14 protein-coding genes are annotated in these 12,417 nt (G+C 66.9%); 7 read left to right on the forward strand and 7 right to left on the reverse strand.

The features are described from left to right. Positions 1 to 30 precede the first annotated feature (30 nt). The gene (locus AC1DKD_RS05985; protein ID WP_477143076.1) at positions 31 to 987 is read left to right on the forward strand and encodes a patatin-like phospholipase family protein; all 957 of its coding nucleotides are present in this window, start codon (positions 31 to 33) and stop codon (positions 985 to 987) included. Between the two features lie 81 nt (positions 988 to 1,068). Further along, positions 1,069 to 2,286 carry a CaiB/BaiF CoA transferase family protein gene (locus tag AC1DKD_RS05990; RefSeq protein ID WP_441629384.1) on the forward strand — a complete coding sequence of 406 codons (1,218 nt, stop codon included), beginning with the start codon at positions 1,069 to 1,071 and terminating at the stop codon, positions 2,284 to 2,286. Positions 2,287 to 2,376: 90 nt separating this feature from the next. Here the strand turns inward: AC1DKD_RS05990 and AC1DKD_RS05995 are convergent, their stop codons facing one another. The 4 genes from AC1DKD_RS05995 to AC1DKD_RS06010 all read right to left on the reverse strand — a co-directional run bounded on the left by AC1DKD_RS05995 (position 2,377) and on the right by AC1DKD_RS06010 (position 5,175). Further along, positions 2,377 to 3,030, reverse strand: a complete 654-nt coding sequence (locus AC1DKD_RS05995; protein WP_035862536.1) for a peroxiredoxin — start codon at positions 3,028 to 3,030, stop codon at positions 2,377 to 2,379. Between the two features lie 166 nt (positions 3,031 to 3,196). Next, positions 3,197 to 4,423 (reverse strand): polyhydroxyalkanoate depolymerase, encoded by a 1,227-nt coding sequence (phaZ, locus tag AC1DKD_RS06000; RefSeq protein WP_441629385.1) that lies wholly within the window; start codon positions 4,421 to 4,423, stop codon positions 3,197 to 3,199. A gap of 76 nt (positions 4,424 to 4,499) precedes the next feature. Then, positions 4,500 to 4,712, reverse strand: coding sequence for a DUF2905 family protein (locus tag AC1DKD_RS06005; protein ID WP_441629386.1), 213 nt, complete (start codon positions 4,710 to 4,712; stop codon positions 4,500 to 4,502). Between the two features lie 298 nt (positions 4,713 to 5,010). Next, entirely contained in the window at positions 5,011 to 5,175 is a 165-nt protein-coding gene (locus tag AC1DKD_RS06010; RefSeq protein ID WP_035810592.1) for an FmdB family zinc ribbon protein, read from the reverse strand. Positions 5,176 to 5,421: 246 nt separating this feature from the next. Here AC1DKD_RS06010 and AC1DKD_RS06015 point away from each other — a divergent pair, with 246 nt between their 5' ends. The 5 genes from AC1DKD_RS06015 (at position 5,422) to AC1DKD_RS06035 (ending at position 8,412) form a co-directional block, all read left to right on the forward strand. Next, a complete protein-coding gene (locus AC1DKD_RS06015) occupies positions 5,422 to 5,832 on the forward strand; it encodes a hypothetical protein (protein ID WP_441629387.1) in 411 nt (136 codons plus the stop codon). Positions 5,833 to 5,898: 66 nt separating this feature from the next. Continuing rightward, complete coding sequence (locus tag AC1DKD_RS06020) at positions 5,899 to 6,147, forward strand: hypothetical protein (RefSeq protein ID WP_441629388.1); 249 nt, start codon at positions 5,899 to 5,901, stop codon at positions 6,145 to 6,147. A 133-nt stretch (positions 6,148 to 6,280) separates the two neighbouring features. Beyond that, positions 6,281 to 6,643 (forward strand): hypothetical protein, encoded by a 363-nt coding sequence (locus tag AC1DKD_RS06025; RefSeq protein ID WP_477143077.1) that lies wholly within the window; start codon positions 6,281 to 6,283, stop codon positions 6,641 to 6,643. A gap of 125 nt (positions 6,644 to 6,768) precedes the next feature. After that, positions 6,769 to 7,959: an enoyl-ACP reductase FabV gene (fabV, locus tag AC1DKD_RS06030; protein WP_441629390.1), complete on the forward strand. Its 1,191-nt coding sequence runs from the start codon at positions 6,769 to 6,771 to the stop codon at positions 7,957 to 7,959. A 63-nt stretch (positions 7,960 to 8,022) separates the two neighbouring features. Next, positions 8,023 to 8,412 (forward strand): VOC family protein, encoded by a 390-nt coding sequence (locus AC1DKD_RS06035; protein WP_045243024.1) that lies wholly within the window; start codon positions 8,023 to 8,025, stop codon positions 8,410 to 8,412. Positions 8,413 to 8,423: 11 nt separating this feature from the next. Here AC1DKD_RS06035 and AC1DKD_RS06040 read toward each other — a convergent pair whose 3' ends face one another. The 3 genes from AC1DKD_RS06040 to AC1DKD_RS06050 all read right to left on the reverse strand — a co-directional run. Continuing rightward, positions 8,424 to 9,428, reverse strand: coding sequence for a tripartite tricarboxylate transporter substrate binding protein (locus AC1DKD_RS06040; protein WP_441629391.1), 1,005 nt, complete (start codon positions 9,426 to 9,428; stop codon positions 8,424 to 8,426). A gap of 71 nt (positions 9,429 to 9,499) precedes the next feature. Further along, positions 9,500 to 11,302 (reverse strand): acyclic terpene utilization AtuA family protein, encoded by a 1,803-nt coding sequence (locus AC1DKD_RS06045; RefSeq protein WP_477143078.1) that lies wholly within the window; start codon positions 11,300 to 11,302, stop codon positions 9,500 to 9,502. Continuing rightward, positions 11,299 to 12,417, reverse strand: a 1,119-nt coding sequence (locus tag AC1DKD_RS06050; protein WP_477143079.1) for a biotin/lipoyl-containing protein, incomplete at its 5' end; no start/stop codon positions are given. The genes AC1DKD_RS06045 and AC1DKD_RS06050, both read right to left, overlap by 4 nt.

Consider the following 12,417-nt stretch of genomic DNA (forward strand, 5'->3'; position numbering starts at 1 on the left):
CCCCTGCGCTTTCGCACTGCACCACAGACCATGGAAAAAACCGCATTTGTCTTCGCCGGCGGCGGCAGCCTCGGCGCCGTCGAGGCCGGCATGCTGCGCGAGCTGGTGGCGTGGGGCATCAAGCCCGACTTCGTCGTCGGTGCCTCCGCTGGCGCCATCAACGGCGCCTACTATGCCTGCAACCCGCACGTGGCCGGCACTACCCAGCTGGAAACGCTCTGGCGCGGCTTGCGCCGCGCCGAGGTCATGCCGTGGTCGTGGCGCAGCCTGTTCGGCATGTTGCGCGGGCAGCGCGCCCATCTGGTCGACTCCGCCGCCCTGAAGCGCCTGCTGTCCCGCCATTTCGGCGACATGCCGCTGGAGCGCGCCGAACTGCCGCTATATGTAGTCGCCACCGACATGCAGACCGGCGCGGAGGTAGTGCTGTMCTCCGGCAGCCTGGTCCAGTCGGTGCTGGCCAGCGCCGCCATCCCCGGGGTGTTCCCGCCGGTGGCACTGGGCGGGCGGCAACTGATCGACGGCGGCGTGGCCAATAACACGCCGGTCTCCACCGCCATCCGCCTGGGCGCCACGCGCGTGGTGGTGCTGCCCGCGGGCTTTGCCTGCGCGGCGCGGCGCGAACCGCGCGGCCCCATCGACCATGCCTTCAATGCGCTGTCGCTGCTGGTCGCGCGCCAGCTGGTACAGGACCTGGAGCGCTGGGCGGACCACGCGCATATCTCGGTCGTCCCGCCCTTGTGCCCGCTCGACGTCTCTCCGTACGACTACACGCAGTGCGGCACGCTCATCGACCGCGCGGCCGCCGCCACGCTGGCATGGCTCAACGCCGACGGGCTCAGCAGCCGGCATATCCCCGGCGCGCTGCACCCGCATTCGCACGACGAAGCCAACCCGAGTTGCGACTTCGATCCGAACCAGGCGGCGCAGCACGAGCACGGCCAGCACAAGTCCCACGCCGGCCACACCCACGCTTCCGCCTCGCCGTAAGCCGGCTTCCGCATTGGCAAATTGCGTGCACGGCAAATCCCGCGAATGATGCGGGATCTCTACTTCCCGGATGGCAGGCACATGAGCGCAATTCTCGAAGGCATCAAGGTACTCGACCTGACGCGCGTGGTGGCGGGCCCATGGGCCACGCAGAACCTGGCCGACATGGGCGCCACCGTCTACAAGATCGAGAAACCCGGCGACGGCGACGACACCCGCAAGATGGGCCCGTTCCTCACCGACGCGCAAGGCGCGGCCACCAACGACTCCGCCTTCTACCTCGCCTGCAACCGCGGCAAGCAATCGCTCACCATCGATATCTCCAGGCCCGAAGGCGCCGAACTGGTACGGCAACTGGCCGCGCGCTGCGATGTGGTGGTGGAGAATTACAAGGCCGGCAGCCTGAAGAAATACGGGCTCGACTATGAGTCCATCCGCGCGCTGCGCCCCGATGTGATCTATTGCTCAGTCACCGGCTTCGGCCCCGACGGCCCCTACGCCGCCCGCCCGGCCTACGACTTCATCCTGCAGGGCATGGCCGGACTGATGAGCACCTGCGGCCAGCCGGACGGCACCCCCGGCGGCGAGCCGATGCGCACCGCCATCCCCATCACCGACATCCTCACCGGCCTCTACGCCACCGTCGCCCTGATGGGCGCGCTCTATCACCGCCAGGCCACCGGCGAAGGCCAGTACATTGACGCCGCCATGCTCGATGCCTCGGTGGCGGTCAATGGCCACCTGGCGCTGGGCTACCAGATGACCGGCAAGCTGCCCCGGCGCGCCGGCAACACCAACCCGGTGGCCGCGCCCTCCGAAGTGTTCGCGTGCCGCGACGGGCACCTGATCATCGCCTCCGGCAACAACGGGCAGTTTGCCGCGCTGTGCAAGCTGCTTGGCTGTCCGGAACTCGCCGCCGATCCGCGCTTCGCGCAGAACGTCGACCGGGTCGCCAACCGGGAGACCTTGCGCGAAGCGATTGCCGCGCGTGTTGCCGGGCGGGGTTCGGCTGAATTGCTGGATACGCTCGAGCGTGCCGGCGTGCCTGGCGGGCCCATCAATGAGCTCGACGAGGTGTTCGAAGATGCGCAGGTCAGGCATCGCGGGTTGCTGGTGCGGTTGCCGCATGGGCGGGGGGTAGATGCGCCCAGCTTGCGCAGTCCGCTGCGGTTTTCGGCCACGCCGGTGGAAATGCGGTGCCCGCCTATGCTGGGGGAACATACGGAGGGGGCCCTTCGCGCTGAGTTGGGGCTCGGCGAGGCTGAGTTGGGAGGGTTGAGGGAAAGGGGGATTTTGTAGAGAGACTGGTACACCCTGACGGCCCGCTTCGCATCACGTGGGCGGGGAGGCCCTGGCGGGCCTACCCGCCCACGTGGCGGGTGCCTAGCCTTACTTCGGCTGCGCCACTACCCGCAGGTACGGTTTGAGCGTCTTGAATCCTTGCGGGTACTTCTTCTTTGCGTCTTCGTCGGATACGGAGGTGGGGATGATCACATCGTCGCCCGGCTTCCAGTTGACCGGCGTGGCTACCGTGTGTTTTGCGTTGAGCTGCAGGGAATCCAGCAGGCGCAGCACTTCGTCGAAATTGCGGCCCGCGCTCATCGGGTAAACCAGCATTGCCTTGACCTTCTTGTCGGGCCCGATGAGGAAGACCGAGCGCACCGTGGCGTTGTCCACGGCAGTGCGCGGGCCACCACTTGCGTTCGGGTGAATCATGTCGTAGAGCTTGGCGACCGTGAGGTCGACGTCGCCGATCATGGGATAGTTGACAGCGTGGCCCTGCGTTTCCGCGATGTCCTTGACCCAGTTCTGGTGGTCACTGACGGGGTCCACGCTGAGCCCGATGATCTTGGTATTGCGCCGGTCGAATTCCGGCTTGAGGCCGGCCATATAACCCAGTTCGGTAGTACAGACCGGCGTAAAGTCCTTGGGATGGGAGAACAGGATTGCCCATTTGTCCCCGATCCATTCGTGGAAATTTATCTTGCCTTCCGTGGTATCTGCCGTGAAATCGGGGGCTTCGTCACCGATGCGAATCGACATATTCAGTCTCCATGTGATGGGTGGGTGCAAATCTGCGGAAGGCCGACGATAGCGGCTGCATCCCGACGCTACGCTGAGCGTTGCAGGCGTCTAGCCCAGTATAGTGGGCCGTGACGAGAACAAGTATGGAAACAAGCGGCGCAAACGCTGCTCCGGCACAAGGACGCTAGGCGTACTCCCGGATCAGGTCGCGGACCACGGGATACACCTCGGTCCGCCACAATTGCCCGGAGAACAGCTCATAGTGGCCGCACTGCGCCGCCGTGAGCTGCCGCCTGTGGCGCGGCGCGATGCCGCTGCACAAGTCTTGCGCCGCGTGGGTCTGGCCGCGGCCGGAGATGTCGTCCCGCCCGCCCTCCACGGTGAGCAGGCCGATATCGCGCATGTCCCGGGGACGCACGGCGTGGCCCTGCACGCTCCAGTTGCCGCGGGCTAGCCGGAACTCCTGGAACACGATGCGGATGGTATCCAGGTAGAACTCCGCCGCTATGTCGAGCACCGAGTTGTACTCATCGCAAATGCGCCGGTGCGCCGGCGCGTGCTCGGCATCGCGGTGCACCAGGTCAAGGTAGTAGTCCCATTGCGCACCGACCATGCGCGCCGGATGTGCCATCACCAGGCCGGCATGCTGCAGGAAGCTGGGGTACACCTTGCGGCCCGCACCAGCATAGCGGGCCGGCACCGTGCAGATCAGGTTGCTCTCGAACCACGCCAGCGGCTGGCGGGCTGCCAGGCGGTCCACGGCGGTCGGGTTGCGGCGGGCGTCGATCGGGCCGCCCATCAGCACCAGGCTTCTTGGCACCGGCTCGCCTGCGCTGGCCAGCAGCGATGTCGCCGCCAGTGCCGGCACGGTTGCCTGGCAGACGGCAAGCACGTGCAGGCGCTGCCCGCCGATATGCCGGATGAACGCCTGTATCTCGCCGACGCAGTCGTCCAGGCGGAACGGCCCCTCGGCCGCGGGCACGTGACGCGCATCGCGCCAGTCCGTCACATAGACTTCATGAGCGGGCAGCAGCATTTCAACGACTTCTCGCAGCAGCACGGCGTGATGGCCGGCCAGCGGCGCGCACACCAGCACCGCCGGCCGGCGCTCCGGCGCGGCGGCTGCCTCGTGGGCAAAACGCAGCAGCCGGCAAAATGGCCGTTCCAGCACGACCTGCTCGTCCACTGCCGCGACGCGGCCATCCGCGTCGTACGCGGTGACGCCGAAGGCGGGCTTCCCATAGGTCTTGCCCAGCCGGTAGAGATACTCATAGCCCGCAGCAAAGCAAGACGCCCCAGGGACATGGGCGAACGGGCTGCCGGGGTCAGTGAATGCGTTCGTGGCCTGCGCCGCCCACGCTGTCCACGGCTCGATCAGCGAACGCTGGTACTCGATGAACTTGTACAGCATAGGGGGCTGTCAGGAAGAATGCGCTGGAAAGGCTTTCAATATATGCCGGACCGGCGCGGGACACCAACCGCGCGCTTCACCGGCCCATCAGCCAGAGGATGAATGATGCGGCGGCACTGACGAGCAGAGACGTCGCAATCGGAAGGACAAGGTGAAAGTGATGACGATGGATGACGATATCCCCCGGCAAATGGCCGAGGCCAAGGCCGATCCCGAGCCCGTAAAACCGTGGCCAGAGGAGTCCGGCTGCCAACAGGATCAGGACGATGAGAATCAGCTTGCGCGGCATGACTGGCCTCCGCAATGGTTGGTGCACGCTATCGGTGCTGGCTGGCGTATCGTGGGACGGTGCCGCTGATGGGAGGAGAAGGCGCGGTGGCAGGCAAAGGACCCGCAGGCGAAACACTGGCCGTTCCGGGAAGAGGACGGTGCGGCCGGTCATCCTTGCGCCGCGGGCAAGGGGCGGCCCGAGGCAACGAGGCTGCCGCAGAGAAGCAAACAGCACACGGTGACGCAATTCGCCCGGCGTCCTGCCCGGCATCCGACAGGGCCACGCGCTCTTCCTCGCTATCAGGGTCAGGCAGGCCTCAACTCTTCCTCGCCGTCTTCGCAACGAACGGTGTCGGCATGTGCTGGACCGTTTCGCTGCCGCACTTAGGGCAAGGCGGATGGGCCGTCGCGTGTTCCGCGAGATGTTCCGCGTGGTCGAAAACCTGACCGCACTTCTCGCAACGATACTGATAGGTGGGCATGACGCGCCTCCAACCTGTATGGTGCCGGACTCGCTGCCGCTGGTCTGCCAGCGACTTCCGGCAACCTGGGATTTCATTCTAGGACACCGTGCTGGGCAAAACACGGCCTGTCGTTTCGCATGACCGGTACCGCATCAGGCACCCCGGCTTCACATCGCGCTCCTTGCGTGCTTATTATGGAAACATGCGCATGCTTGCTTGCGGCATGACCACGATCGTCGCTCGATCGTCGCTCAGGAGCAGACCATGAAAAAGCCACACAAGGTCGATTCCGGCAAGACGCGGCGAACCGGATTCCCCGATCGTCCGCGACCGGAGCGCCGTCTTCCCGGCATGCCGGATTCCGCCGGAGCCGAAGACTTGTGGGAGAACATCGACGAGACCATTGACGCATTCGCCGGGCAGACGGCAGAACCGATCGATTTCCGCCATGGCCACGAACCGGACGAGGATGACGCACCGGAAGAAGGCATGGACGAGATCACTCGCGCCGCCGAGAGTATTCCCGCGGACACCCCCGCGGACCGCGCGGACCATAGCGCGCAGCGCGAAGAGCACCCGCCTGCGCCGCCCAGCATTGATGACGTGCTTGACAAGGACCTGATTCCCGATCCGGCCGAGGATGCGCCGCACGTCGGCAAGCCGCGCAAGCGCTGAGGGCCACGGCGTTGACGCTTGTGCTATCTTGGAAAAGTGCTGCGTTCATGATTGGAGGAACGCAAGATGTCAGTAATCGCACCGGACGAAAAGGCGGAATTCGTCGCCATCCTGCACCGCCACCGGCTTGACGAAGCAGACTTCCTGCTTCAGGAAGCCGGCACGTCGGATGTCGTTGACGAGGTCTATCCGCTGCAGGGCCATGTCACCATCGTTCGCAAGTCGACGCTCAAGGAGCGGGGCTACCGGATCGGGCATGGCACCGCATGGACCATCGAATTCGAGAAAGACCTGACGCGGGGTTCGTTCGGGTGAGCGGGACCGGAGGCAACCGCGCCCCCTCGAACAAGCAGCCGGTCCTGCGCGCGCCGGCCAACGCGGAAGACCTGCGCGCCATGGGATTGGGTACCTCACCCCGATGGACTCGTCCCCGGAAACGGAGCACGCCATGACTTCAGGCGGATTCGAATCGTTCAAGTCCCACTTGTCCATGTTGCTGCGCGACCTGCCGGCGGGAACCACCGCGGACCTGACCGACGTGGCCGTGGCGTACTGGGACGGTACGTGCATCGTGGGCACCTACCTGCGCGATGGCGGACGGCTGGACGAGGCGTTCGACTTTGACGAGAACGCGTGGGAGAACTGGCACGACGAGTTTGTTGGCTGGCTGGCCGCGCCGACCTTCACGGAACGCGATGAACTGCGGACACGCCTGTCGCRCGCGGTCCGGCACGCCGACGATCCCGCAGGCCCGGACACCAGCGGCGCCTCTCAGGGCTGGCTTCAGGTAGCGTACCGCCAGCAACGCTGAAAGGCCGGCGCCCGCCGCCCGGCACTCCCGCGGGGCGGGCGGCCTCGCCTTTTGCCTCCTCATTTACAATGCGCGAAGTTTTTCGCCTTCTAAATCAGGCTCGGCATCTAACAAGCGAGGTCTTCATGATCATCAAACCGCGCGTGCGTGGCTTTATCTGCGTTACCACCCACCCCACAGGCTGCGAAGCCAACGTCAGGGAACAGATCGACTACGTCACGGCAAAAGGCCCCATCGCCGGCGGCCCGAAGAAAGTGCTGGTGATCGGCGCGTCGACCGGATACGGTCTCGCAGCCCGGATCACCGCCGCATTCGGTGCCGGCGCCGATACGCTCGGTGTCTTCTTCGAACGTCCCGGCACCGACAGCAAGCCGGGCACGGCCGGCTGGTACAACACCGCGGCCTTCCACCGGTTTGCCGCCGACAAAGGGCTGTACGCGAAGGGCATCAATGGCGATGCCTTCTCCGACGAGATCAAGCAGAAGACGATCGATACCATCAAGCGCGATCTCGGCCAGGTCGACCTGGTGATCTACAGCCTCGCCTCGCCGAAACGGACGCACCCGAAGACCGGCGAAGTGTTCAACTCGACGCTGAAGCCGGTTGGCAAGGCGGTCAGCCTGCGCGGCCTCGACACCGACAAGGAAGTGGTCAGGGAGACCATCCTGGAGCCCGCGACGCAAAGCGAGATCGACAACACCGTGGCCGTGATGGGTGGCGAAGACTGGCAGATGTGGATCGACGCGCTACAGGCTGCGGGCGTGCTGGCCGACGGCGCGAAGACAACCGCCTTCACCTACCTGGGCGAGAAGATCACGCACGACATCTACTGGAACGGTTCCATCGGCGCCGCCAAGAAGGACCTGGACCAAAAGGTGCTTGGCCTGCGCGACAAGCTGGCCGCCAGGGGTGGCGACGCGCGCGTCTCGGTGCTGAAGGCCGTGGTCACGCAGGCAAGTTCCGCCATCCCCATGATGCCGCTGTACCTGTCGCTGCTGTTCAAGGTCATGAAGGAACAGGGCACGCATGAAGGCTGCATCGAGCAGGTCTACGGGCTCTACAAGGACAGCCTGTACGGCGATGCGCCGTGCCTGGACCAGGAAGGCCGCCTGCGCGCCGACTACAAGGAACTCGACGCGGAGGTGCAGTCCCGTGTCCAGCAACTCTGGCCCCAGGTCACCAGCGACAACATCTACGCGCTGACGGACTTCACCGGCTACAAGAAGGAATTCCTGCGCCTGTTCGGATTCGAGATGGACGGAGTGGATTACGAGGCCGACGTGAATCCCGACGTGCCAATGCCTGGCCTGGTCTGAGGACTGAAGACTCAGGCCTGAATCACCCGGGGAGCGCCACGCTCCTGCAACAAGGAGCGAAACATGACGATTGTCGGGATGAACCACTTCACGGTACTGACCGCCGCGCTGGAAGACACCGTCCGGTTCTACACCGAGGTGCTTGGCTTCGAAACCGGTGCCCGTCCGCCGTTTGCCTTCCCCGGGGCCTGGCTCTATGCCGCCGGCGCGCCCATCATTCATCTCGTCGCGGTCGATGCACTGCCGGCACCGGCCGCGGGCGTGCTGGATCACATGGCCTTCAGCGCCACGGACCTCCGGCACGTCACCAGCCACCTGCGGCGCCGGGGCATTCCGTTCCACCTCGGTCGGCAGGCGGGCTCCGGCGTCTGGCAGTTGTTCCTGCACGATCCCAACGGCGCGAAGATCGAACTGGATTTCGATCCGCTGGAACCGCAGCCGCCGGAGATGTGATCCGGATCTGGTTACTCCACCTTGATCCCGCCCTTCCTGACCACGCCGGCCCATCTCACCGCTTCATCCTTGATGAATGCCTGGAACTGGTCCGGTGTCCCGCCAACCGGATCGATCCCATATTCGATCAGCCGCGCCTTGATGTCCGGCTGGTGCAACACCGCATCCATTTCGCCCGACAGCTTGTCCAGCACCACCTTTGGCGTCTTTGCCGGCGCCAGCAGCCCGATCCAGCTGCTGGCCGTGACCGCCGGATAGCCCGCCTCCGCCATCGTTGGCACATCGGGCGCAGCCGGCCAGCGCGAGGGACTGGTAATCGCCAGGGCCTTGAGCTTTCCGGCTTTCACCTGCGGCATCATGGTCTGCACGGAATCGAAGATCATCGCCACCTGCCCGGAGAACAGATCGGGCAACGCCGGCGACACGCCCTTGTAAGGCACATGGGTCATCCTCATGCCGACGGCCTGCGAGAACAGCTCGCCGGCCAGGTGCGCGCCGGAGCCGTTGCCGCTGGAGGCAAAGGTCATCTTGTCCGGATGCGCCTTGCCCCAGCTCACCAGTTCCTTCACGCTGCCGGGCGGCAACTGCGCGCTTGAGACCAGCAGCAGCGGGATGCGGCCGATCTGGCTGACGCCGGTCAGGTCCCTGACGGGGTCGAAGCTCATCTTGGGATAGAGGCTGGGATTGATGGAATGGGCGGCCACCACCACCAGCAGCGAGTAACCATCGGGCGCGGACTTGGCCACGTTGTCGGAGCCGATCATGCCGTTGGCGCCGGGGCGGTTTTCCACCACCACGGGCTGGCCCAGGCGTTCGGCCAGCTTCTGCATGACAAGGCGTGTCACCGCGTCGGACACGCCACCCGGCGTGTAGGGCACCACTACGCGCAATGGCTTGGACGGGTAAGGCGCATCGGCGCGTGCCGCGCCGGCGATGCCGCATGCCAGTGCCGCGGCCATCAGGCACGCTGTTAACCGCGGGCCGCGGGGCCGGTTCGTTATCGTGGTTCTTTTCATGTCTCCTCCGTCAGGATGGCATCGGCGCGCCTGGACCTGGCGGCCGACGTTATGCAATGGCAGGCCGGCGTCTACGCCCAGCCTTGCGGCACGGCCAGCGGGAAATCGAGCAGCATCTGCGCGTAGCTCTTGCCCAGCGGATCGGAGCGCAGGCTGGCCACGCCTCCGCCGCCCAGGGCGCGATGCAGCAGGAAGTTGAGGGCGTGCAGGCCCGGCACTTCGAAGCATTCGACTTCGCCTTCAACCAGGTGGGCGAAATACGCGCGCACCGCGGCCGGCGTCAGTTGCTCCCGCAGCAGCGGCAGATAAGCCGGCTGGCGCGCGATCACGCCGATGTTCTCGTCGTCGCCCTTGTCGCCGCTGCGGGCATAGGCCAGCGTGACGAGGGGAACGGTTACGCGTGGCCCTTCGGGCACCGCCAAGTCCGGCCGGGGCGCCAGCGAAGCCGGTACCGACGGCTCACCGACGAGGGCGGCGCAGGCAAGCGTCTCCGCCCGGCCATCCAGTGCGATCTGCATTGGCACTTCCGCCTTGGGCACCAGGAAGGAGAACACCTTGACCACCGGCTGGATATCCACGCGGCCGGCGAAGGACGAGCGGGTGCCCGCGGCCATCGAGGTTCCCGCCGAGGAGCATTCGCGTTGCAGGAAGCGCAGCGCCCTGGCCTGCGCATGGCGCGCGCCGATGCGCAGCACCACTTCGCGGGTCGGCAGCGCGCGCGCATGCGGCCCGTATTGCGATTCGCAGCCGAGCAGTTCCACCACGGTATCGCTGTAGTCCACGAAGCCGCTGGCGGCCAGCATGGCGCGGGTGCGGGCAAGCAGCGCGTGTGCCGTGCTGCGGGCCTTGGCGGGTGCGTCGATGCCGCGGATCGCCATCATCAGGCTGATCTGGTAGCCGTCCTGCCAGGTGCCGTTGGCCTTGTAGCTGGCACCGGGCGGGCGGCCACGCGCGCCGTGCACGCGCACCTGGCCGGGAGCCAGCAGTTCGGCGCGCACCATGCGGAAGTCGCAAGTCACGTCGGGCATCAGGTAGTTGCCGGGGTCGCCCACCTCATACAAGACCTGCTCCRCCACGGCGGCGGGATCGACCAGGCCGCCCGTGTGTTCGGGCTTGGTCAGCACAAAGCTGCCGTCCTCCGCGCAGTCGATCACCGGGTAGCCGATGCGGTCCCAGTCCGGCACGCGCTGCCAGTCGGTGAACAGCCCGCCGGTGGCCTGCGCCCCGCACTCGATCACGTGGCCGGCCAGCGTGCCGGCGGCGAGCCGGTCCCAGTCGTTCCATTGCCAGCCGAACTCGTGGGCCAGCGCACCGACCACCACGGCGCTGTCGACGCAGCGGCCGGTGATGACGATATCGGCGCCCGTCGCCAGCGCGCGGGCAATGCCCTGCGCGCCGGTATAGGCGTTGGCCGACATCAGCTCGGCCGGCGGCGCGGCGCCGGTATACAGGTCGGTAAGTCCCGCTGCGCGCCACCCCTCGAAGGCAGGCAGCACATCATCACCGCTGACCACCGCCACCCTGGGCGTGAGCCCTTGCCGCGCGGCGGCTTCCATCAAGGCATCGCGGCAAGCTTGCGGGTTGAGGCCGCCGGCATTGGCGATCACGCAGATGCCTCGTGCCAGGATCTGGCCGAGGTGCGGCGCCATCGCCGCATGGACGAAATCGGTCGCGTAGCCCAGTGCCGCATCCCTGGCGCGGGCACGCGCCAGGATCGACATGGTGGTTTCGGCCAGGTAGTCGTAGACCAGGTATTGCAGGCCGGGGACCTCCAGCAGTTGCGGCGTGGCGATGGCCGAATCGCCCCAGAAGCCGGAAGCGCCGCCGATGCGAATGGTGCGTGCCGGGTTCGATGTTGCGGGGGCGGCGCTCATGCCCTGGACTCCGTCGCGCCGCCCTCGGGCTCCGCTTCGACGCGCGCCAGCAAGGCACCGGCCCGAGCCTGGCCACCTTCGCGGGCGTGCAGTTCCGCCACCACACCGTCAAATGGCGCGACGATGGCATGCTCCATCTTCATCGCCTCCAGCACCACCAGCACCTGGCCGGCCCGCACCGGCTCGCCGGCCACCGTCTTCACCGCCACGATGCGTGCGGCCAGCGGCGCCAGCAACTCGCCGGCGCTTTCGGCGCCGGCCGCCTCGCGCTTCTTCCGGCGCGGGTCCAGGCGCGCGAAGCGCCATGCGCGGCCGGCGCTGAACAGGTGCACGGCGTCGCCTTCGGTGGCGAATACCAGCGGCAGCGCGGCACCATTGCACTCGACCAGCGCACTGCCCTGCTCCGCATCGGCGCGCAGCACGCGCGCCCGGACGATCTCCGCGGCCGTGCCGCCGCCTTCGCACACGGCTGCCTCCCAGCCGTCGGCCACAGCGCGCAGATCCACGCGCCATTGGCGCTCCCCGGCGCGCAGGCCAAGGCTGCTGCCGTGCGCCACCAGTTCCGGGCGTGCCGTTGCCACCAGCACGCCGCAGGCGGCCAGCGCCGCGCAGGCCACCTGCGTCGCGGCGGGCTGCGCCGCGCACAGCGCGGACTGCATATGCGCGTCGACAAAGCCGGTATGCACCTCGCTGGCGGCGAAGGCTTCGTGTGCCAGGCAGTCGGCCAGGAAGCCCTGGTTGCTGGCCACGCCCAGCAGCACGGTCTGCTCCACCGCGCGCAGCAGCTTGCGGCGTGCTTCTTCGCGGGTGGCGCCGTGGGCGACCAGCTTGGCCACCATCGAATCGTAGTGAACGGGGATTTCGCCGCCTTCCTGCAACGCGTGGTCGACCCGCACATCGTGCCCGGCGCCCGGCGCGCGCCAGCGCAGCACCGGCCCGCCCTGCGGCAGGAAGCCTGCGGCCACGTCCTCGGCGGTCAGCCTGACCTCGATGGCGTGGCCGCTTAGCGCCACCTGGTCCTGCGTGACCGGCAACGRCTCGCCGGCGGCCACGCGCAACTGCCATTCGACCAGGTCGAAACCGGTGATGGCTTCGGTCACCGCATGCTCCACCTG

Source organism: Cupriavidus sp. 05T313, from assembly GCF_056396665.1.